Source organism: Bacillus sp. RC51 (assembly GCF_044908115.1).
Lineage (GTDB): Bacteria > Bacillota > Bacilli > Bacillales > Bacillaceae_G > Bacillus_A > Bacillus_A mycoides.
In genome coordinates this window covers 242175-263353 of the sequence record NZ_JBIYCW010000007.1, presented here as the reverse complement: position 1 = coordinate 263353, position 21179 = coordinate 242175, and the positions used below count along the sequence as shown (strand labels likewise).

At 35.4% G+C, this 21179-nt stretch carries 18 protein-coding genes and 1 riboswitch; of the genes, 3 read left to right on the top strand and 15 right to left on the bottom strand.

Annotated elements, in window-relative coordinates; all coding sequences use genetic code 11:
• Both ABH959_RS16670 and ABH959_RS16665 read right to left on the bottom strand, forming a co-directional pair.
• On the bottom strand, positions 1–7447 hold a 7447-nt coding region (locus ABH959_RS16670; protein WP_404492928.1), incomplete at its 3' end, for a SpaA isopeptide-forming pilin-related protein.
• A gap of 58 nt (positions 7448–7505) precedes the next feature.
• A riboswitch (cyclic di-GMP riboswitch) is annotated at positions 7506–7598 on the bottom strand.
• 172 nt (positions 7599–7770) lie between these two features.
• On the bottom strand, positions 7771–8307 hold the full coding sequence (locus ABH959_RS16665) for a TetR/AcrR family transcriptional regulator (RefSeq protein ID WP_113936589.1): 537 nt from the start codon (positions 8305–8307) through the stop codon (positions 7771–7773).
• A gap of 344 nt (positions 8308–8651) precedes the next feature.
• On the opposite strand from ABH959_RS16665, the gene ABH959_RS16660 reads away from it, so the two are divergent.
• On the top strand, positions 8652–9056 hold the full coding sequence (locus ABH959_RS16660) for a hypothetical protein (protein WP_113936590.1): 405 nt from the start codon (positions 8652–8654) through the stop codon (positions 9054–9056).
• 55 nt (positions 9057–9111) lie between these two features.
• Here the strand turns inward: ABH959_RS16660 and ABH959_RS16655 are convergent, their stop codons facing one another.
• From ABH959_RS16655 to ABH959_RS16625, 7 genes are all read right to left on the bottom strand, one after another.
• Positions 9112–9357 (bottom strand): CPCC family cysteine-rich protein, encoded by a 246-nt coding sequence (locus tag ABH959_RS16655; RefSeq protein ID WP_404492927.1) that lies wholly within the window; start codon positions 9355–9357, stop codon positions 9112–9114.
• A 183-nt stretch (positions 9358–9540) separates the two neighbouring features.
• Positions 9541–9975 (bottom strand): hypothetical protein, encoded by a 435-nt coding sequence (locus ABH959_RS16650; protein WP_113936592.1) that lies wholly within the window; start codon positions 9973–9975, stop codon positions 9541–9543.
• Between the two features lie 193 nt (positions 9976–10168).
• On the bottom strand, positions 10169–10822 hold the full coding sequence (locus ABH959_RS16645) for a DUF975 family protein (RefSeq protein ID WP_113936593.1): 654 nt from the start codon (positions 10820–10822) through the stop codon (positions 10169–10171).
• A 202-nt stretch (positions 10823–11024) separates the two neighbouring features.
• Positions 11025–12464, bottom strand: a complete 1440-nt coding sequence (locus ABH959_RS16640) for a PH domain-containing protein (protein WP_113936594.1) — start codon at positions 12462–12464, stop codon at positions 11025–11027.
• Positions 12457–12933: a PH domain-containing protein gene (locus ABH959_RS16635; RefSeq protein ID WP_113936595.1), complete on the bottom strand. Its 477-nt coding sequence runs from the start codon at positions 12931–12933 to the stop codon at positions 12457–12459. Before ABH959_RS16635 ends, ABH959_RS16640 begins: the two co-directional genes overlap by 8 nt.
• Before the next feature lie 83 nt (positions 12934–13016).
• Complete coding sequence (locus ABH959_RS16630; RefSeq protein ID WP_002188645.1) at positions 13017–13187, bottom strand: hypothetical protein; 171 nt, start codon at positions 13185–13187, stop codon at positions 13017–13019.
• A gap of 2 nt (positions 13188–13189) precedes the next feature.
• Positions 13190–13774: a TetR/AcrR family transcriptional regulator gene (locus ABH959_RS16625; protein ID WP_242309741.1), complete on the bottom strand. Its 585-nt coding sequence runs from the start codon at positions 13772–13774 to the stop codon at positions 13190–13192.
• A 156-nt stretch (positions 13775–13930) separates the two neighbouring features.
• Here ABH959_RS16625 and ABH959_RS16620 point away from each other — a divergent pair, with 156 nt between their 5' ends.
• A complete protein-coding gene (locus ABH959_RS16620; RefSeq protein WP_113936597.1) occupies positions 13931–14071 on the top strand; it encodes a sporulation protein YjcZ in 141 nt (46 codons plus the stop codon).
• Between the two features lie 213 nt (positions 14072–14284).
• On the opposite strand, the gene ABH959_RS16615 is transcribed toward ABH959_RS16620, so the two are convergent.
• From ABH959_RS16615 to ecsA, 6 genes are all read right to left on the bottom strand, one after another.
• Positions 14285–14986 carry a LutC/YkgG family protein gene (locus tag ABH959_RS16615; protein WP_113936598.1) on the bottom strand — a complete coding sequence of 234 codons (702 nt, stop codon included), beginning with the start codon at positions 14984–14986 and terminating at the stop codon, positions 14285–14287.
• The gene (locus tag ABH959_RS16610) at positions 14967–16397 is read right to left on the bottom strand and encodes a LutB/LldF family L-lactate oxidation iron-sulfur protein (protein ID WP_404455762.1); all 1431 of its coding nucleotides are present in this window, start codon (positions 16395–16397) and stop codon (positions 14967–14969) included. The genes ABH959_RS16615 and ABH959_RS16610 overlap by 20 nt, the downstream gene beginning before the upstream one ends.
• Before the next feature lie 15 nt (positions 16398–16412).
• On the bottom strand, positions 16413–17138 hold the full coding sequence (locus ABH959_RS16605) for a (Fe-S)-binding protein (RefSeq protein ID WP_113936600.1): 726 nt from the start codon (positions 17136–17138) through the stop codon (positions 16413–16415).
• 137 nt (positions 17139–17275) lie between these two features.
• Positions 17276–17983 (bottom strand): ecs operon protein EcsC, encoded by a 708-nt coding sequence (gene ecsC, locus ABH959_RS16600; RefSeq protein WP_404492926.1) that lies wholly within the window; start codon positions 17981–17983, stop codon positions 17276–17278.
• Between the two features lie 13 nt (positions 17984–17996).
• Positions 17997–19208 (bottom strand): ABC transporter permease, encoded by a 1212-nt coding sequence (locus ABH959_RS16595; protein WP_404492925.1) that lies wholly within the window; start codon positions 19206–19208, stop codon positions 17997–17999.
• Positions 19201–19944, bottom strand: a complete 744-nt coding sequence (ecsA, locus tag ABH959_RS16590; protein ID WP_061674035.1) for an ABC transporter ATP-binding protein EcsA — start codon at positions 19942–19944, stop codon at positions 19201–19203. The genes ABH959_RS16595 and ecsA overlap by 8 nt, the downstream gene beginning before the upstream one ends.
• 700 nt (positions 19945–20644) lie before the next feature.
• On the opposite strand from ecsA, the gene ABH959_RS16585 reads away from it, so the two are divergent.
• On the top strand, positions 20645–21079 hold the full coding sequence (locus ABH959_RS16585) for an HIT family protein (RefSeq protein WP_001016832.1): 435 nt from the start codon (positions 20645–20647) through the stop codon (positions 21077–21079).
• Positions 21080–21179: the final 100 nt, after the last annotated feature.

Below are 21179 nucleotides of genomic sequence, written 5' to 3'. Positions count from 1 at the left end.
CCGGTTTTTCTGGATCTGTTGTTCCAGGCTTCTCTGGATCTGTTGTTTCCGGTTTTTCTGGATCTGTTGTTCCAGGCTTCTCTGGATCTGTTGTTCCAGGTTTCTCTGGATCTGTTGTTCCAGGTTTCTCTGGATCTGGTTTTTCTGGACCTGGTGGTGCTAAATGACTCAATTCGTTTAATACTTCTAATTGAACTGAATTTATCATTCCTTTTGTAATTTCAAATGGAATTGGATTAGTTAATTTTTCATATCCTTTTGGTGCTTCTACTTCTACAAGTGTGTAGTTACCTACAGATAGATCTGAGACTTTTGCTTTTCCTTCTTTATCTGTTGTTACTCTCGCTACTACTTTACCTTTTTCATCATGAACTTCAAACACAGCTCCTGATAATATATTCTTGCTTTCAGCAGCCATTTTTGTAATTTCCACTGAACCTTTGTCTAACTGTTCATTCTCTACTTTCAATGATAAAACTTTCGTCATACCTTTTGTAATTTCGAATGATACTGGTTCTGTTAGTTCTTTGTAACCTGGTAAGCTTTCTTTCTCTACTAATTTGTACTTACCTACAGATAAATCTGAAATTGTTGCTTTTCCTTCTTTATCTGTCGTTACTTCTGTTACTACTTTGCCTTGCTCATCTTGCACTTCGAAGACTACGCCTTCTAATGCTTTTTGGTTCTCTTTATCTACTTTTGTAATTTCTACTGAACCTTTGTCTAATAGTTCATTCTCTACTTTCAATGATAAAACTTTCGTCATACCTTTTGTAATTTCGAATGATACTGGTTCTGTTAGTTCTTTGTAACCTGGTAAGCTTTCTTTCTCTACTAATTTGTACTTACCTACAGATAAATCTGAAATTGTTGCTTTTCCTTCTTTATCTGTCGTTACTTCTGTTACTACTTTGCCTTGCTCATCTTGCACTTCGAAGACTACGCCTTCTAATGCTTTTTGGTTCTCTTTATCTACTTTTGTAATTTCTACGTTACCCTTGTCTAACATTTCGTTTTCTACTGTTAAAGTAAGAGATTTTGTCATGCCTTTTTCAATTTGGAAAGTAATCGGATCTACTAATTGCTTATATCCTTTTGGTGCTTTTACTTCTACCAACTTGTATGTTCCAACTGATAAATTAGTAACTTGTGTGTGTCCTTTTTTATCTGTCGTTATTTTAGCGACTACTTGTCCTGCTTCGTCTTGAATCTCAAATACTGCATCAGCTAAAGCATCTTTATTTTCTTTGTCTACTTTTGTAATTTCTACATTTCCTGTATCCACTAATTCATTTTCGACAGTTAATTGTAATGCTGTTACTCTACCTTTTTCAATTTCGAATGAAATTGGTTTTTCTAGCGGTTTGTATCCAGCTGGTGTTTCTACCTCCACCAACTCATACTTTCCAATAGATAAATCTGAAACGTTTGCCTTTCCATCTTTATCCGTTTTTACTTTTGTTACTACTTTCCCTTTTGAATCACGTACTTCAAATACAACACCTTCTAATGGTGCTTTACTATCTTTGTCTATTTTCGTGATTTCAACATTCCCCGTATCCACCATTTCGTTTTCTACAGTGAACGCTAGAGATTTTGTCATACCTTTTGTAATTTCAAATGGTACCGGCTTTTCTAATTTTTTGTATCCTGGTAAGCTCTCTACTTCTACCAGCTTGTACTTTCCTACAGATAAGTCTGAAACGTTTGCTTTTCCTTCCTTATCTGTTGTTACTTTTGTTACTACTTTGCCAGTTTCGTCTTGAACTTCGAAGACTACACCTGCTAACGATACCTTATTATCTTTATCTATCTTCGTTATCTCTACATTTCCCGTATCTACCATTTCATTTTCTATTTTTAATGATAGAACTTCTGTCATACCTTTTTTAATTTCAAATGATACTGGTTCTGCTAACTTTTTGTAACCTGGTAAGCTTTCTTTCTCTACTAATTTGTACTTTCCTACAGATAAATCTGAAATTGTTGCTTTTCCTTCTTTATCTGTCGTTACTTCTGTTACTACTTTGCCTTGCTCATCTTGCACTTCAAAAACTACGCCTGCTAATACTTTTTGGCTGTCTTTATCTACTTTTGTAATTTCTACTGAGCCTTTATCTAACTGCTCATTTTCTACTTTCAGTGATAGGAATGTCGTCATACCTTTTGTAATTTCGAATGATACTGGTTCTGTTAATTCTTTGTATCCTGGTAAGCCTGCTTTTTCTACTAATTTGTACTTGCCTACAGATAAGTCTGAGATTTTTGCTTTTCCTTCTTTATCTGTCGTTACTTCTGTTACTACTTTTCCTTGCTCATCTTGTACTTCGAAGACTACGCCTTCTAATACTTTTTGACTGTCTTTATCTACTTTTGTAATTTCTACTGAACCTTTATCTAACTTTTCGTTCTCTACTTTCAATGATAGGACTTCTGTCATACCTTTTTTAATTTCGAACGATACTGGTTTCGCTAGTTTTTTGTATCCTGGTAAGCTTTCTACCTCTACTAGCTTATATTTCCCTACTGATAAATCTGAAATTGTTGCTTTTCCATCTTTATCTGTTGTTACTTTTGTTACTACTTTATCTTTTTCATCTTGCACTTCGAAAGTTACGCCCGCTAATACTGCGCCACTTTCTTTGTCCACTTTTGTAATTTCTACTGAACCTTTATCTAACTGTTCGTTCTCTACTTTCAATGATAGGACTTCTGTCATACCTTTTTTAATTTCGAACGATACTGGCTCTGTTAGTTTTTTGTATCCCGGTAAGCCTGCTTTTTCTACTAATTTGTACTTGCCTACAGATAAGTCTGAGACTTTTGCTTTTCCATCTTTATCTGTCGTTACTTCTGTTACTACTTTGCCTGCTTCATCTTGAACTTCAAAGACTACGCCCGCTAATACTTTTTGGCTGTCTTTATCTACTTTTGTAATTTCTACTGAGCCTTTATCTAACTGCTCATTTTCTACTTTCAGTGATAGGAATGTCGTCATACCTTTTGTAATTTCGAATGATACTGGTTCTGTTAATTTTTTGTATCCTGGTAAGCCTGCTTTTTCTACTAATTTGTACTTGCCTACAGATAAGTCTGAGATTTTTGCTTTTCCTTCTTTATCTGTCGTTACTTCTGTTACTACTTTGCCTTGCTCATCTTGTACTTCGAAGACTACGCCTTCTAATACTTTTTGACTGTCTTTATCTACTTTTGTAATTTCTACTGAACCTTTATCTAACTTTTCGTTCTCTACTTTCAATGATAGGACTTCTGTCATACCTTTTTTAATTTCGAACGATACTGGTTTCGCTAGTTTTTTGTATCCTGGTAAGCTTTCTACCTCTACTAGCTTATATTTCCCTACTGATAAATCTGAAATTGTTGCTTTTCCATCTTTATCTGTTGTTACTTCTGTTACTACTTTATCTTTTTCATCTTGCACTTCGAAGGTTACGCCCGCTAATACTGCGCCACTTTCTTTGTCCACTTTTGTAATTTCTACTGAACCTTTATCTAACAGTTCGTTCTCTACTTTCAATGATAAAACTTTCGTCATACCTTTTTTAATTTCGAACGATACTGGCTCTGTTAGTTTTTTGTATCCCGGTAAGCCTGCTTTTTCTACTAATTTGTACTTGCCTACAGATAAGTCTGAGACTTTTGCTTTTCCATCTTTATCTGTCGTTACTTCTGTTACTACTTTGCCTGCTTCATCTTGTACTTCAAAGACTACGCCTGCTAATGCTTTTTGGCTCTCTTTATCTACTTTTGTAATTTCTACATTTCCCTTGTCTAACATTTCGTTTTCTACTGTTAAAGTAAGAGATTTTGTCATACCTTTTTCAATTTGGAAAGTAATCGGATCTACTAATTGCTTATATCCTCTTGGTGCTTTTACTTCTACCAACTTGTATGTTCCAACTGATAAATTAGTAACTTGTGCGTGTCCTTTTTTATCTGTCGTTATTTTAGCGACTACTTGTCCTGCTTCGTCTTGAATCTCAAATACGGCATCAGCTAAAGCATCTTTATTTTCTTTGTCTACTTTTGTAATTTCTACATTTCCTGTATCCACTAATTCATTTTCGACAGTTAATTGTAATGCTGTTACTCTACCTTTTTCAATTTCGAATGAAATTGGTTTTTCTAGCGGTTTGTATCCTGCTGGTGTTTCTACTTCTACCAACTCATACTTTCCAATAGATAAATCTGAAACATTTGCTTTTCCATCTTTATCCGTTTTTACTTTTGTTACTACTTTCCCTTTTGAATCACGTACTTCAAACACAACACCTTCTAATGGTGCTTTACTATCTTTGTCTATTTTCGTGATTTCAACATTCCCCGTATCCACCATTTCGTTTTCTACAGTAAATGTTAAAGACTTCGTCATACCTTTTGTAATTTCAAATGATACTGGTTTTTCTAACTTTTTATAACCAGGTAAACTTTCTACCTCTACTAATTCATACTTTCCTACAGGTAAATCTGAAACATTTGCTTTTCCATCTTTATCTGTCGTTACTTTTTTCACCTCATTGCCCTTCTCATCTTGGACAACAAACGTTACTCCCGCTAACGGCGCCTTATTATCTTTATCTATCTTCGTTATCTCTACGTTTCCCGTATCTACCATTTCATTTTCTACTTTTAATGATAGTACCTCGGTCATGCCTTTTTTGATTTCAAATGATACTGGCCCTGTTAGTTTCTTATAGTCTGGTAAACTTTCAACTTCTACTAGTTTGTATTTCCCTACTGATAGGTCTGCAATTTTTGCTTTCCCATTTTTATCTGTTGTTACTTTCTTTATTACTTTTCCAGCTTCATCTTGCACTTCGAAGACTACACCTTCTAATGCTTTTTGGCTGTCTTTATCTACTTTTATAATTTCTACTGAGCCTTTATCTAACTGCTCATTTTCTACTTTCAGTGATAAGACTTCTGTCATACCTTTTGTAATTTCGAATGATACTGGCTCTGTTAATTTTTTGTAACCTGGTAAGCTTGCCGTCTCTACTAATTTGTATTTTCCTACTGATAAGTCTGAGACATTCGCTTTTCCATCTTTATCTGTCGTTACTTTTTTTACCACTTTTCCTTTTTCATCTTGCACTTCGAAGACTACGCCTTCTAATACTTTTTGACTGTCTTTATCTACTTTTGTAATTTCTAATGAGCCTTTGTCTAACTGCTCATTTTCTACTTTCAGTGATAGGACTGTCGTCATACCTTTTTTAATTTCAAATGATACTGATTCTGTTAGTTTCTTGTAACCTGGTAAGCTTTTCGTCTCTACTAATTTGTACTTTCCTACTGATAGATCTGAAACGTTTGCTTTTCCATCTTTATCTGTTACTACTTTTCTTACCACTTTATCTTTCTCATCTTGGACTTCAAATTCGACACCCGCTAATACTGCGCCGCTTTCTTTGTCCACTTTTGTAATTTCTACATTACCTTTGTCTACCATTGCATTTTCTACTGTTATTGGGAATATGCCGTCCCCTGTTACATTTACTTCGAACTCTGTTTCTTTTAATTGGTATCCTTCGGGCGCTTTCGTTTCTTTTAAAATATATTTTCCTGGTGCTAACGGTTTAGAAATTGCCTTACCGTCTTTATCTGTAACAATATGTTCAACTACTACACCGTCTTTTACTACATCAAACTCTGCATTTGCTAATGCTTTACCACCATTTTCCGAATCAATTTTCTTTAATTCAATTTGACCCTTTTGCATGGTATTTTTAATTTCAATTGTTTTTGTTTCTCCAGCTTGAAGTGTAACCTCTACCGGACTTGTTAATTTTTGATATCCTTCAGGTGCTACTTTTTCATAAATTTTATACGTTCCAGGTGCTAAAGTTTGAGGGGCTGAAAAACCTTTTTCGCCTGTTTTCAGTACTGCAACAACCTTATCCTCACTATTTCGAACTTCAAATTCGGCACCTGTTAACTCTTTATTCGGATCCTCAGCATCTATTTTATGAATAGCTACTGTACCTTCTTTTGGAGGTTCCGGCGGCGTAACCGTTACTTCATTCGATGTTAATTTCTTATCATCATAATGTAACTCTGCTTTATTAGGAACCTTCTTATCTACATAAGAAGATAAGTCTGCATCAGCTTTAATTTTCGCCTTAATATTCAAGTTAATTATCTGGTCTTCATACGACTTATAGTCAAAGCTCTCACCGAACGTAAATGTTACTTCACTTTTTTGTTTATCTATCGTTAGTGTTCCTTTAGAAGTAATATCTTGGCCATTTTGATCATATACTTTTGCCTCTAATACTTCTAAAACATCTTCTAAATCATCACTAATTACCATCGATGTATAATTAGGCGGATCTTGTGGTATATGCGTACCAACTTGATATTGAATAGTTTGATCCATTTGTGTTAACTGCTGATTCTCTACCAGCTTACCATTCTCATCAACTATATTTTTTTCAATGCTAGGTGGATTATTGTCACCTGAACCGGTTCCTCCCCCACCACTTACAAATACTTGTCCTACTTTTTCTTCAGTTTCAATATTTTGGCCTTCTAATTTCACTGTATTTTTATGAGGCTTTGCAGCAGGATTTGTAATTTTTGTTTTATATCTTAAAATATAACCTTTTGAGCTGTCTGGAAATTCAATTGTAAATCCAGTCTTCGTTGTATTGATTTTAATTTTAGATAAATCTGCTGGCTTAATATTTGTTGCTGCATAGCCATCTTCAAATACAGCCTCTTCTAAAACGATACTGTCTGTAATTAACTCATGCCCAGGTCCTAATGTGTCTGTTAATTTAAGATCTTGCATTTCTGTTCCAGTTGCATTTACATATACCGTCCAGTCTGCAATTGAAGGATCTTCCTGATTATAAGAACCCCATTTCAATAGATTATCTGTATTGGGCTGTGGCTTCGGTCTCTCTGTCGTATTATTTACACTTACTTCTTTATTTACGATTTGACCATCAACGTTAAATTCTAATGGGATTTTTTGAACACCATCATATGCTTCTAGAGCAAAATAGAATTCTACGAATAAAGAACCTTTAATGTTATTCTTTCCTTCTACATAATCACCCATAGTACACGTCAATAGACCCTTTTTCATCTCACATGTACCAACTGTTTTTCCTTCAGCATCTTTTAAAGGAAAACTCATATTCATAAGATCTTTTCGAAATTCTTTTGGCATATCAATTGTGAATTGATCTCCACTTTTTATCTGTTCTTTAGCTGACCACTTCACTTCTACTTTCATACCATCTGAGGCCTGATATGGTTCAGATGTCGTGCCATCAGTACGGGAAATGCTAATATCATCCACTGGACTTTTCATCACAGCAGCTTGAATAACTGGAGCCCACACATTCAGCACTGAAAATAATACTAGAAAAACTAATGAAACCATTGAAATGTGCCTTTTAGTACTTTTCGCTTGCATATTTTCCTCCTTGAATATTATATTTATATAATAAAAAAGATCGTCCGATTGCATCAAAAAGTGCAACCAGACGATCTTAGTAACCAATATATATTACCGTAGACTCTAAGCTTTGCGGCCTATCCTTTCGAATAGTGTGCTAAAAATATTTTCTATTATTTTTTTGTTTCATTTTCCTTTTGAACCAAATATTACTATACCGTCTGGACGGTTATAATTCAACACCCTATACAATTGTTCTATTATTCTAATAAAAAAAATAATTCCCCGCCGGATTAAATACACCAATGGGGAATTATTTTTCATTCTATAGTTTATATATTCTATTTATAGGAAGCGTTAATAAGGGCTTGAATCACTTTTTCTCTTAATTCAGGGCTTAGTCTTCCGACCCCTAAATATTCCGAATACCATAATCCATCAGCTGCTAATCTAATAATTGTGGCACAAACAGAATCCATTTCATCATTTTCTATTTTAGTTTGCAATTGCTGAAATGCTTGTTGTAATGGCTCAAGCAATTCAGGTTTTAGCATTAATGCTGCCATCATACTACTACACAACTCTTCTGTTCTTTTCTCATTACTTAATCTTTCCTCTATAAACGAACGAACCCACCTTCCTTTCTTCTCTGTGTCTTCCGTTACCTTATTATAAATAGCACCATGATACTCCTCTGTCCCTTTAAGTATCATGCCTTCTATTAAAGCTTCTTTATTTGAAAAGTGATACAATAATCCACCTTTACTTACACCTGCCTCTTTTGCTACTGCTTCTAAAGTTAACTTAGCTACTCCTTTAAATTGAACAATTTGAGAAGCGGCGGCTAAAATCCTTTGCCGTGTTATGCTCGTGTTCATTCCCTTTTAAACCCTCATTTCTACTAATTCTATCTAAATACGTATTTTATTTTTAATATTGTTCAGTACTACTAGGTATTTTTTTATTCAATATAGGCTTCATTATCTTTGAATTGTTAGTTGCTTCTTCTATTAAAAATTTCCATATCACAATATGATAACATCAAATACGCAACGTTGACTATACATCTATACTTTTATGTTCATTCCTAATATATCCATTAATATGAAATAACCTTTTAACAAGTTGATTCTCCTCGTACATTTAATCTATAATTTAAAAGAATTTATATTTTCAAAAAATACCTAACTGAGGCAATCAAAATTTTATAAGGATGATTCCATTGAAAAAATTTTCTATTAGCTATTTAACATGCTTACTAGTTTCCTCTGTCATTGTAAATGTTTTACAGTATACACAAGTTCCCAATTTTGCAGATTCATGGGGACCAATTTGGGTATCAATCATTATGTATATTATTCTTGGCAGTATCCCCGTTCTTATCGGTTGTTTATTAGGTGAATTTTGTTATAAAAAAATAAAAAGAAGTCATGAATTAAAGATCGGAGTTCCTTTATTTATATTGTTAGGTATTTCTTACAATCATTTACTCTTTACGTGGTTTAACGACAGAGAGTTTTTATCCTTTAATTTAAATGCCTTTCTGGAAACTGGCCTTCCTATTACTTTATCATCTTTAGTTTTTTATTTTGTAAGACGGTGCGTTAATTCTTTATTCGCTACATAAAAAAATGTTATTACTCTTATTAAATTGAGTAATAACATTTTCATTTAAAAACTACTTAACAAACTGGCTTCCAACTAGCATCCTTTATATCTTCGTTAGTCGGTTTTCTAACTGATTCAACAAAGCATTCCTCGCAAGCACCAAATACAATGAAATTTCTCTGTGCTTGTCTTAACGAGGGTTCATTTGCTCCGCCTTCAAAGTCATGATCGTTAAACTGAACAGGATCATCTTCCCAATAACATATGTTACAAATTTCATATGTACCTGGTTGTTCTTCTTCTAACGTTTTATCCCGCATTAACGGGCAGTAAAACTCCCACCTCAAAATTCAGCTAGTGCAAAGGAGTTAGGTGGGAGATCAACTGCCCATAAAAGCCCGATTGGTGAAGGCTAATAATCAGTGGGGAATGAACAGAATCCCCACTGATTAAAGTTTCACTTTATATCCGCAGCATGGACAAGTGTATTTCATATAATCACCTTATTTCTCTTCATATGTAGTCCTGCTTACTAAAAATGTAATAGAGCAAATGACAGTTAGTCCCATAAAGTACATCATTACAACAATACGCGTATTTTCATATATTGTAGGGAACCCGTCAGATATAACTTCATAACCAAAAACAATACTTATAGCTAAGAGAATATATAAAATTAAGGATGGAATAAAATGTAGCTTTACAGGTAAAATAACACACCTAAACAATATCTCCCCAAGAAGACAGCCAACTAAAACAACAGGGATTCCAATTATCAAAGTAGCAGCCAACATGTTGGCCATAGCAATAAAAAGATTCGTAAAAATAGAAAATAGCCCTCCTTCAAAAATCCCCTTCTCATCGTATATTTGAACTATCGTCATTGAAATAAATAAGCTTAATAAAGAATGGGAATACGGAATTAAAAATTTGCTCAATCTCATTCACCTCACTTTTCCCTTCACATATATTATTCATTATTTTCTATCATTTTTACATAAAAAAATAACCCTCTATGATAAAACATAGAGGGAAGAGCTTTGAAGTGAACCCGAAAACAGAACACATATCAAAACACCTAAACCGTCTGTTCCCTATATTCTTTAGGGGACAAGTGGTTTAGGTGGTTTATTAGAAAGTAGTACCTTCTTTTTTATAATATTCTTTTGAAATCTCTTCATAAAATGCTGCCGATGTCGCGTAGAAATAAGGTGCAGACCATAAGAAACCGATTCCTAAAGTAAGAATACTTAAAATGAACCAGCCAAGGAAACTTAAGCATAGTAAAAAGTAATCCATTTTATGTCCATTCATCATATGGCGACTTTCGGTAATCGCTTGATTCGCTGTGTATTCTGGACGATCATTCAAAATAAAATACGTCATAGAATAAGAAAATGATTTAATAATACCCGGAATAATAAGAAGTAATGTCCATAGCATCAAGTATACATACATTAGTAAATATGTTAAAAACGACTTCATAATCTTACTTCCATCGCTAAACCATCTAAATAAATCACCAATGCGAGCACTAGTCTCACGGATTACATTTAAAACAAGATAGTAGGCGCCTATTGTTAACGGACCGATAACAAGCATTGCAATAATACTTACTGTAAGCGAATCACTTGCTTCTTCCCAACCCCAAAACATCGAAAAAACACCTGTAATTAGAAGTTCAACAGCTCCAATAAGGATTCCAAGTAATAAGGTTGCCCCTACCGCTAATCCCCATTTTCCTTTTAATGCATCAAGTGCTTCTCTTTTCAACTGACTTATCATATATAGCCTCCTAATACTTTTTCTATATTAGTATACCATTTATATCAAAAATTCCACAGATTTTCCTGAAATAGAAGTATACTACCTTTTTTTCTGATACGTATTGAGAAATGTGAGCTGTATTTGCACCCATATATGAATCAAACTACTCATTTCTCCATAACAAAAAAGCCTGCCTTTCATACTAGGCAAGCCATTTCATTTAATCCTCACATATTCTCTTCTTATACCAATCCTGCATTCTCTCCGCATCTTCTACTCTCGTATGCTCTAGTTTATAATTCGATGATGCACTAGAAAACGTATACGTACATAAATCCGCTCGGCGCTGGAAATATGATTGTGTTTTTTCAATTGATTGGACGTGTCTTCTTCTTACAAGTCCTGTATGTTTCCCAATACTACGATGTATAATCGTAATTTGTTCTCCGTTTACACCGTAACCATTTGTTTTAAATGTTGCGTATCCAAGTGTAAAGATGAGGGTTGCGAGCGGAATTAATGCCCACATGATGAAGTGCTTTTCAAAGTATATACTTATTCCAATAAGCGGGATTGCTAGCATTGCGAAGAAAATGAAACTATCAATTAAATAACGGCGCAAGGCTGCTTTTGGTAATGAAATAATGTTTGTATTCAGTTCGTATGGTAATTGTAAATGTGCAAGTAACTGTTGTACGCGATCTTTTCGAATGATAGGATGCAGTGTAACTTTTTCTTTTTCGTCACCCAGTCCTTTACTTTGAATGACTTCTACTTGCACAGCACAATAACCGAATGGCTGACGTAAAATACTTTCTTTTATCGTAATACCTTGAATACGGTGCAATTTTAGTACAAGTTCTTTCTTTTCAAGCAAACCTTGAGAAATACGAACTTCATCGTTTTTTCGATTTACTGTGAAGTTTCCGTGTTTTAACGCGTAACCAATTGTAGATATAATCCACGAAAGGACGAGTAAAATAGCTACCATGTAAATCCAGCCGTATATATCATGATCCATTACATACGACTCTACGCTATTTTTTATCCACTTCGGAATGTACTCATCTACTTGGTGATACACGAAAAAGATTAATGAGAATAATAGTCCAAACTGACCAGATGTAACAGATGCTAATAAAATTTCTTTCAAAGTTAATTTGTACTCTGTCGCTTGCTTTTCCTCTGTCATAACTTCTTTTTCTACTACTTCTTCTGATGTTTCTTCTGCTTTTACTTCTGGAGTTGGCTCATTTAGTAAGAAAATAAGCTCCTTCGCCTCATCTTCTGTAATACCAGCTAGGCTTACTTCGGCATCATCGCCTCCGCCAGCTGTTTCGATTTGAATTTTCTTTAAACCGAGCATTTGATATAACACGTTTGAACTTGTATTAATCGTTTGGACACGTTCTTTATTTAAGTAGCTCTCCTTCTTCACAAAGAGCCCTTGTTTAACATGTAATACGTTATTTTCAACCCAGTATGTTGTGTAATACCATTTCTCAAACGCTGAAAAAACGGTGAGTAAACCGAATCCAGCGGGAATTAAATACCAAAATGGAAACTTTCCATTTAAACTAAACATGAAAATAAGTAATGGTATAAAGTCTGTTATTTTTAATTCTAATAACATCGTAATGGGATGCTGCCTCTTATACATCCTCATCACTCACTTTCGCTAATTCTGCAATTCTCGTTTTTAACATTTCCGCTTCATACATCGTTAAGCCTGGAATGCTGTGAGAAGTTGCCGCTGTTGAAATATGTAATTCTGCTAATCCATGTTTTCTCATAATTGGCCCTTGTTCAATCGTAACGTGCTGTACACGAATCATCGGTACTAATACGCGCTTTACGACGAAAAGACCGTGCTGAATTTCAAGCTCTTCTTCATTTAATTGATAGCTATAATAACGCTGACGCAGTTTCGGGAATAGGAAGTACTCAAATGGTGCTAGTGCAACTGTTAACCCGATCAGCACATACAAAATCCACGCCCACCAATCAAACTTTATCATAAGGAACAGGTAAACTAAAATGACGAGAATACCGATCCCTTCCTCAATTACAGCACGAACTTTCCACACCTTGATCATGTCAGGATGAATTTCATTTTTCAATGGATCCATGTAACCACTCCAAATCTATTAATCTAATATATGAATTGTCTCAATCTATATTTTACATAACTTTACATAAAATTGAAAATTTATTATTTATCCTCTTTTTTCTCAGGAATAAAATATCCGAACCAAAGCAGCCAAACTAAACTAATTAACGCGAACCAACCTTTATCCGCTTGGAAAGCTTCAATCATACCTGGGATTTTATAAATTCCAATTAACCCCAGAAAACCGAGCCACCAGTTTTTCTGCATTTTCATTTTTATTCTCCCTCCTTCATTACGTTTTTCACATTTTGAATCCAAATTTCTTTATACTTTAACTGGAATCCTATTAATATGTAATTACTCATATTATCAATAACGAGCGCTAACGTATGGGCGTTTTCTTCAGTTGCATGTCGTGACACAACACCAAGTTCCACACCTTTCTTTAATAAATCGTGGAATCCATTTAAAAACTCTTCTTGTATTTCAAATAAGCGTTTCTGGTACTTTTCATTTCGCGTCGCAGTTACGATGAATTCATTTATAACGCGTAATATGCCTTCTTGGCCTCTATACTCAGACAACATATGTAAACCATCTGCGATTAACTTTTCTGCAAAGTTTTCTTTCGTATATTGTTCTTTATCGAAGTAATTAACGAAATAATATCCAGAAAAAATCTCTTCAAATAAAAAATCAACTAGCGCTTCTTTAGACGGAAAATGATAATAAATAGCTGGCTTTGATATACCTACTTCTTTCGCAATCATTGAAAGACTCATCTTCTCAATGCCATGCTCTGCCATTAGTTTAAATGATGCCTCTACAATGTGCTGCGATGTTTGTAAATTCTTTGTCATACTATACCTCACTTATTTTTACTTACCGGTCGGTAAGTGAATTGTAAAATGAAAATGAATGATTTGCAAGTTAATTAGAGTTTTAAAAGGAACTTCTTGATGAACCTAGAAAAATATAAAGTAAAAACAATGTATAACGATAAGGAGGGTTTTCATATGGGATCTGGCGGTAAGGGTGGTAGCGGCGGTGAAGATGGCAAAGATGGTAAGAGCGGTAGTAGTGGGCTTTTATTAATCATTCTGCTCTTTATCGTATTCATTATAATTGGAGCTAGTTATAGTGTGTTTAGCTTCTAAGAAAAGACACAATTCAGTTAGTTATAGTAGCGTAGAAAACTGAAACAGAGATTAAAATTTTCCTTCTTAAGGTTTCTTCACCAGTAAGGGCACGCAAAATAAAAAGCCCCGGTTATATTTAACAGCCAGCGCTTTCTATTTTCAGTACTCTTATAATGTTTCATTTATATTTCCAACTCGTATGCGCGGGCGCTCTGTCGCACACGTAAATCATTATTGATCATCCACAATAATATACGCTGTTCTAATTGGCCCGTGTACACCTACGACAAGGTTCATTTCAATATCTGCGCTATTTGACGGACCAGAAACGAAGTTCACACAAGCTGGCAAGTTTTCTCCCGCTTTATTTTGATCATGAATCAGTTTTGTAGCTTGGGTTAATCTTGGTACAATCGTACTTTTCGGAACGATTGCAATATATGACTCCGGAAGAAGACTCACATGTCTTCCTTTTAACCCGTCATTAAATAGTACAACGGTTCCTGATTCTGCCAAAGTCATATCACTGAACGTAATGCCAAGGTCAGCAGCTTTCGCAAATGCTATGTCCTCTTCTTTATGATCTAATCCCCATGTACGAAAATGTGTTGTTCCTTCATTGCTGAAACATGGTGTAAGACCATACTCATTAAAGCGCTCATCATTCGAACATATAACAGATTCGATATTCCAATCTTTTATAAAAGACCCCAATGTTTCAACAAGATTTTCCTTTGTTGTTCGCTTTACTTCTGTATGAATGACTTCGCAGTGCTCTATTAACTTTAGTACAAGTTCGTCTTGCGCCAGTCCGTCAAAAACAATCCACTGCGGGGAAAAAGACCATTTCGGTTTTTCCACTGCTTCTGGACGTTTCCTACCAAGCTTTTCTGATAACTGGAGTAAAAATTCCTCACGATTTTGGATGGCCATCATTGTTCTCCTTTTCGTGTTTTTCAAACCACTCTCGAAACGGTTGTTTTTTCGGAACTGGAAAATCTCTCGCATCCGTCCAAGCTTTTAACGGTCCAATTCCACGCTCGATCTTATCCCCTTTTGCAAGAGGTTTTAATGCATACGGAGCGCTCTTCGCTGCAAAAGAAAATAGTCTAGGACTCTTCACCGCTTTTTCAAAACCTTTCATAGCCACGTTCCAAGCTACAGGTGATCGTTTTTCTTCTACAATGCGGCTGCGATGTTTAATTAATAAGTCATGTAACGGGATTTTCACTGGACACGCTTCTGTACAAGCACCACAAAGGCTAGATGCGTAAGGTAAATCCTTATATTCATCATATCCCCCTAAAAGCGGTGTCAACACAGCTCCAATTGGTCCTGGATAAATAGAGCCATATGCATGTCCACCAATATGCCTGTATACAGGACACACATTAATACATGCCGCGCAACGAATGCACTGAAGGACACTTTGGAATTCTGTTCCTACAATATCGGAACGACCATTATCAACAATGACTAAATGAAATTCCTCAGGTCCATCTTCCCCGCCAGGCTCAGTTAACCCTGTAATATAACTTGTTAACTTTTGTCCTACAGAACTTCGGCATAGAAGTGTTACTAAAACATCAAGCTCTTCCCATGTCGGAACAATACGCTCCATCCCCATAACTGTAATCAACGTTTTCGGAAGTGTCGTAGTAAGTCTTGCATTTCCTTCGTTTGCTACGATAGAAATTGATCCAGACTCTGCAACAGCAAAGTTACATCCAGTCACTCCTATATCCGCTGCAAAAAAATCATCACGTAAATAATCTCTTACAAACCTCGCCATTTCCGTAGGATCAGATGTTCCAGTATAATTTAACTTTGTTTTAAATATTTCACAAATGTGTTCTTTATCTTTGTGAAGGCACGGAACAACAATATGTGACGGCGGATCGTGGTCGTTCACTTGTAGAATAAATTCAGCAAGATCTGTTTCTAACACTTCCGCTCCAGCTTCTTCAATCGCTTCATTTAAACTAATCTCTTCCGTTACCATCGATTTTGATTTCACAATTTTTTTCGCATTTTTCTTTTTTACAATCTCTTTTACATATTCCCTTGCATCTTCTGCAGTCTTTGCGAAATAAACGAAACCACCGTTTTTTTCAATATTTTCACTTAGCTGATGTAAATAATAATCAAGGTTTTCTAATGTATGCTTTCGAATTTCTTCTCCTAAAGCTCGCCATTCCTCCCAATTCCCAAGACTCTCAGTAGCTTTTAATTTCTTAACTCTAAGACCGTCTTGCGCTTTCCTGACAGCCTGTCGCATAAATTGATCCCCAATGCCTGTTTCAGTACGCTTATGAAAGGGATCGTTCCCTATTCTCATTCCCATCTCTATATCCCCCTCTTATTTTCGATCTTCATTTAATACTTGAGCAATATGTTTTACATCAATCTGATAACCATTACGTGTTAAACGTCCTTTTATATTCATTAAGCAGCTACAATCCATCCCAATTAACAATTCCGCACCGGTTTCCATAATATGCTTTACTTTTTCCTCAACCATTTGCTCAGAGATTTCTGGCATTTTCACCGAGAATGTCCCTCCAAATCCGCAACAATCATAATTATGCGGCAATGAAACAACTTCCAGTCCCTTTACACACTTTAATAGTTTTTGCGGTGGTTCCTTAATCCCCATTAATCGGCTCATATGACAAGATGTATGAACCGTTGCTTTTTTATGAAGCTCTGCACCTAAGTCTTCTTTCCCTAATACTTCCACAATAAATTGTGTGAATTCGTATGTTTTATTTCCAAGTTCAGTAGCTTTTTTCTTCCAATCCGCTTCACTTTCAGAAAACAAGCTAGAAAACTCGTGAACCATCATAGCGCAAGAGCCCGATGGTGCCACAACATATTCTGAACTAGAAAAGGCTTCAATCATATGTTTTGCAGCTGTTTTTGTTTCTTTCACATACCCGCTATTATAAGCAGGTTGTCCGCAGCAAGTTTGAGTTTTTGGAAAATCAACTTCACACCCTAAATCTTCAAGAATTTCCACAACATCTTTCCCTACTTCTGGATAAAAAACATCTGCAACACAAGTAATAAATATTGATACTTTCATATTTTGCACCCCTAAATACAGTAAAGTAAGCTCAAGTAACTTTATCTGTATATTATTGGTAAAAAAATTAAAAATATGAATAAAAATAAAAAAAAGCATCCTAAATGTGTAATTTAGGATGCTTATTGTAAAACAAATCAATTTCTATTAAGCAATCGCATACGATAACAATTCATCGTTACTTCCCCAAGCCTTTGCAACAATTGATAATTCGCATATGCGCCGACCGGGGCACCGATGATTGGAACGAGTTGAAGCATTTTTGCTAAATCGATATAGTCTCGGTATTCTGTTTGAAACTTTTCCCAGTCCATATGATTTTCTTCTTCTGTATCCCACGTTTCAATCGCTTTCCATACTTCTTTTCGGTAATCGTCACTTGAAAAAGCAAGCTGGAAAACGTGAAGAATAAAAAGACGTTCTTCTTTTTTACTCGTATCAAATCCGTACAATGTTGCTGCATCAAATAAAAATTTTATTTTAATGGTCAGTAATAACGGGAAATCGGCAAGGCCAAGAAGAATACCACCTGCTCCTGTTCCTGCCCCTTCTGCCGCTGCAACTTTTTTGTACTCATCCATTTTTTTACGTACTTCATCATCTCTTCTTTGCAGTGACCAGTTCGTTTCTTTTAGCTTCGGTTTTATGAAGTTTGATCCAGCACTAATTGTTTGCACCATCATCCGAATCGTTTCTGTTAGTGCCTTTTGCACTTTCGCGGGCACTAGTTGTTGCACTTTCACCTGCACTTTTTTAGAGAACCGTGTCATCATAGAAGAATCTTTCATGAATGTAGCTTTCCACTGCTCCAATTCTTTTATAACCTTCTCTTCATATGTAATCATAGGTTCATTCCTTTCAGTTTAAACGCTCAATGCGCTTTGCACCGTATTGATAAACGAAACCAATACTAAATAATATGCTTACTACAAATAAAATGCCGGTCATAATGAAATCTTTCGTCGCAAGTGCAAATAAAATTGTAAATACAGCACTGCCGATAATAAGAATCGCATTTAATAAAGTAAGAAAATCGTTCTTCTTCTCGTCTCCCCCTACCGGATATAAATCAAGCCAAACTTTCATGCGGTGATGTTTCCAAAGGGTTAAGAGCTGGTAGCCGATTAAGTATAAGAAGATAAGACTAACGATAAATCGGCCATATAAAAACGGAATGAAGTAAAGAATAATCCCGCCAAGAGCAAGTAAACGCACATATAAGCCAAAATAGTTACCTGATCTTAAAAATGTTCTCGTATATAAGTATAAATATGTACGCTTCTCACCGATCATCGAAAGAATGAAATCAAGCCATTTTCGGCGTGATACTCTCTCTTTTAACGCCGGTACATCAACGAACATATTCGCAATGCGGTACAGCAGCATCATTTTTTTACCTTCTTCAGAAATTAAATACTCCCAGTTTAGCGGCTTTCCCTTCACCTTTTGGTGCATAACGGCAAGGTATAGCGCCATTAAAAAGACAATCACACCGGTAAAAATGACTGAAGTACGTTCTACAAGGACGTACACAAATAAGCCGTTTAAAATAAAACGAATAAACCAATCCGCTCTTTGTACATTTTGATCTGTTAAAAATGATTTTTCCCACGCTACGAATAAATTCCACGCTTTTACAATGACAAACGCAATTACAATCCATATGTAATTGGCACCTGTTTGTTTCATTTGCTGGAAGTATAACGGGGCAAGCGCAGCTGCTACCATTGCGATTATGTATAACTGAATCATAAACGTAAAAAGAAATGCCTTCGTAAAGTAAGGCTTTAACTTTTCTTCAACTGGCAGCAAATACACGAGGTCTGCTTCTTTTAATAACGTTTGGACTGACCCAGCTGTTAATACGAGGCCAAGTAAGACTGCCATAACAAGCGCCGCCTCAAACGAAGGTGTTAACGTTTGTAACCATTGCTGGTAATAATACGCTCCTGCACCGATGATAAATACGAAAATAAATTTCAAATGATCATTAAATACGTATTTACTATATGTACGAACTTCTTTTAGAAAGTGCCGAAATCGTTCTTTCCATAACGCTGTGCTATTCATAATCTTCTTCCTTCGTTAACGCAATATAAATATCATCCAGCGTTGCACCAGGCATATTAAACCCGGATTGAAGTTCTGATAATGTTCCCATCGCTCTCACTTCACCTTGATGCAAAATAATGAATGAATCACAATAGCGCTCTGCTGTCGCTAAAATATGTGTACTCATTAAGATGCCCGCACCACTCTTTTTCATTTGATCCATCATTTGAAGAAGTGATTGAATCGCTAACGGATCAAGTCCAACGAAAGGTTCGTCCACAATGTAAAGTGATGGCTCAACTAAAAATGCACTCATAATCATCACTTTTTGTTTCATCCCCTTTGAGAAATGAGACGGAAACCATTTTAAGCGATTTTTCATGCGAAATTCATGTAATAATTGTCCTACGCGTTCTTCATATTGTTTTTCATCTACACCGTACGCCATCGCTGTTAATTTCAAATGCTCTTCTAACGTTAACTCATCATATAATACTGGCGTTTCTGGAATGAAGGAGAAACTAGAACGGTACGCTGTCATATCATCACGAATTGTTTTCCCGTTAATTGTGACAGTTCCTTTTTTCGGCTCCATTAAACCGATGATATGTTTAATTGTCGTACTTTTCCCAGCCCCATTTAAACCGATCAAGCCGACAAGTTCGCCTTTATTAACAGAGAACGAAACATTTTGCAGTACAGGTCGTTTCGTATATCCTCCTGTAACATTTTCTACACGCAATAACTCGCTCATACGACACCACTTTCTTCATTAGTATTCATTCTATATTCATCTTACCAAAAATTGTGCTGTACTACATAGTATCGATGTCTCCAAAAAAAATTAAAATTTCTTCGCATATATTTTTACGAAAGCGGACATCATAATTAAGGAAGAAGGAACACACTTGAAAAAGCAACCACCAATTGATGAGTACAACAACATAGTGAAGTCATCATGAAATGGGGTGTCCAAGTTGGACAATGAAATTTACACATAACCAGATAATTTGTTTCATTTTCGAAACGGGGTGTCTCCGAAAGAGCATATACTGTTTTAAAAAATAAACAATTTCATTTAATACAAGATTGCAATTCATTTCACTTGAAAATGGGGTGTCTACGGCAGAGACTTTAGCCGATTTACCGTGCATTTCTTAAATAAATGAGGTGTCTGTGAAAGAGCATATACTGTTTTAAACACTAACAATTTCATTTAATACAAGATTGCAATTCATTTCACTTGAAAATGGGGTGTCTACGGTAGATATTTCAGCCGATTTACCATGTATTTCTTATATAAATGAGGTGTCTGCGAACCGTAAATTATAAAAAATGCTTTTTCAATCCCTCTTCAGAAAACAGGAAGCTGAGTCAGCTTCCTGTTTTTCGTGTTTGTTCTCCTATGTAATTATGGTAAAATACGGCTAAGACCATTTGAAAGGATGAGATCGATGAATCATACAGCGGACAATTGTATTTTTTGTAAAATCATTGACGGGCAAATCCCTTGCTCAAAAGTATACGAAGATGAACATGTACTTGCATTTTTAGATATTAGTCAAGTAACAAAAGGACATACTCTTGTTATTCCGAAAGTTCACAAACAAGACATTTTTGCGTTAACGCCAGAAATCGCATCACATATTTTTGCTGTCGTTCCAAAAATCGCAAATGCAATGAAAGCAGAATTTAATCCAGTTGGCTTCAACCTACTTAACAATAACGGCGAGAAAGCTGGACAAACTGTATTCCACTTCCACCTTCATTTAATTCCACGCTACGGTGAAAACGATGGTTTCGGTGCTGTTTGGAAATCACACCAAAATGAATATACAATGGAAAATTTACAAAACATCGCAAGTACAATTGCAAATAGTGTGAAATAGTGCCACTATAATAAGAAGTAATACATAATAAGCCGATTCCTCTGGCATTTATTGTACGGCTTCTTTCTTCACAAAAAATGCCGGGGATATGATTTTTTGT

What these genes read in the sequence shown, in the direction of transcription:
- ABH959_RS16665 (WP_113936589.1), bottom strand. Translation starts at nt 8,307, where the DNA reads ATGAACACGAGCATAACACGGCAAAGGATTTTAGCCGCCGCTTCTCAA.
- ABH959_RS16595 (WP_404492925.1), bottom strand. Translation starts at nt 19,208, where the DNA reads ATGAATAGCACAGCGTTATGGAAAGAACGATTTCGGCACTTTCTAAAA.
- ABH959_RS16625 (WP_242309741.1), bottom strand. Translation starts at nt 13,774, where the DNA reads ATGACAAAGAATTTACAAACATCGCAGCACATTGTAGAGGCATCATTT.
- ABH959_RS16585 (WP_001016832.1), top strand. Translation starts at nt 20,645, where the DNA reads ATGAATCATACAGCGGACAATTGTATTTTTTGTAAAATCATTGACGGG.
- ABH959_RS16610 (WP_404455762.1), bottom strand. Translation starts at nt 16,397, where the DNA reads ATGGGAATGAGAATAGGGAACGATCCCTTTCATAAGCGTACTGAAACA.
- ABH959_RS16655 (WP_404492927.1), bottom strand. Translation starts at nt 9,357, where the DNA reads ATGCGGGATAAAACGTTAGAAGAAGAACAACCAGGTACATATGAAATT.
- ABH959_RS16635 (WP_113936595.1), bottom strand. Translation starts at nt 12,933, where the DNA reads ATGGATCCATTGAAAAATGAAATTCATCCTGACATGATCAAGGTGTGG.
- ABH959_RS16605 (WP_113936600.1), bottom strand. Translation starts at nt 17,138, where the DNA reads ATGAAAGTATCAATATTTATTACTTGTGTTGCAGATGTTTTTTATCCA.
- ecsA (WP_061674035.1), bottom strand. Translation starts at nt 19,944, where the DNA reads ATGAGCGAGTTATTGCGTGTAGAAAATGTTACAGGAGGATATACGAAA.
- ABH959_RS16630 (WP_002188645.1), bottom strand. Translation starts at nt 13,187, where the DNA reads ATGAAAATGCAGAAAAACTGGTGGCTCGGTTTTCTGGGGTTAATTGGA.
- ABH959_RS16620 (WP_113936597.1), top strand. Translation starts at nt 13,931, where the DNA reads ATGGGATCTGGCGGTAAGGGTGGTAGCGGCGGTGAAGATGGCAAAGAT.
- ABH959_RS16640 (WP_113936594.1), bottom strand. Translation starts at nt 12,464, where the DNA reads ATGTATAAGAGGCAGCATCCCATTACGATGTTATTAGAATTAAAAATA.
- ABH959_RS16615 (WP_113936598.1), bottom strand. Translation starts at nt 14,986, where the DNA reads ATGGCCATCCAAAATCGTGAGGAATTTTTACTCCAGTTATCAGAAAAG.
- ecsC (WP_404492926.1), bottom strand. Translation starts at nt 17,983, where the DNA reads ATGATTACATATGAAGAGAAGGTTATAAAAGAATTGGAGCAGTGGAAA.
- ABH959_RS16645 (WP_113936593.1), bottom strand. Translation starts at nt 10,822, where the DNA reads ATGATAAGTCAGTTGAAAAGAGAAGCACTTGATGCATTAAAAGGAAAA.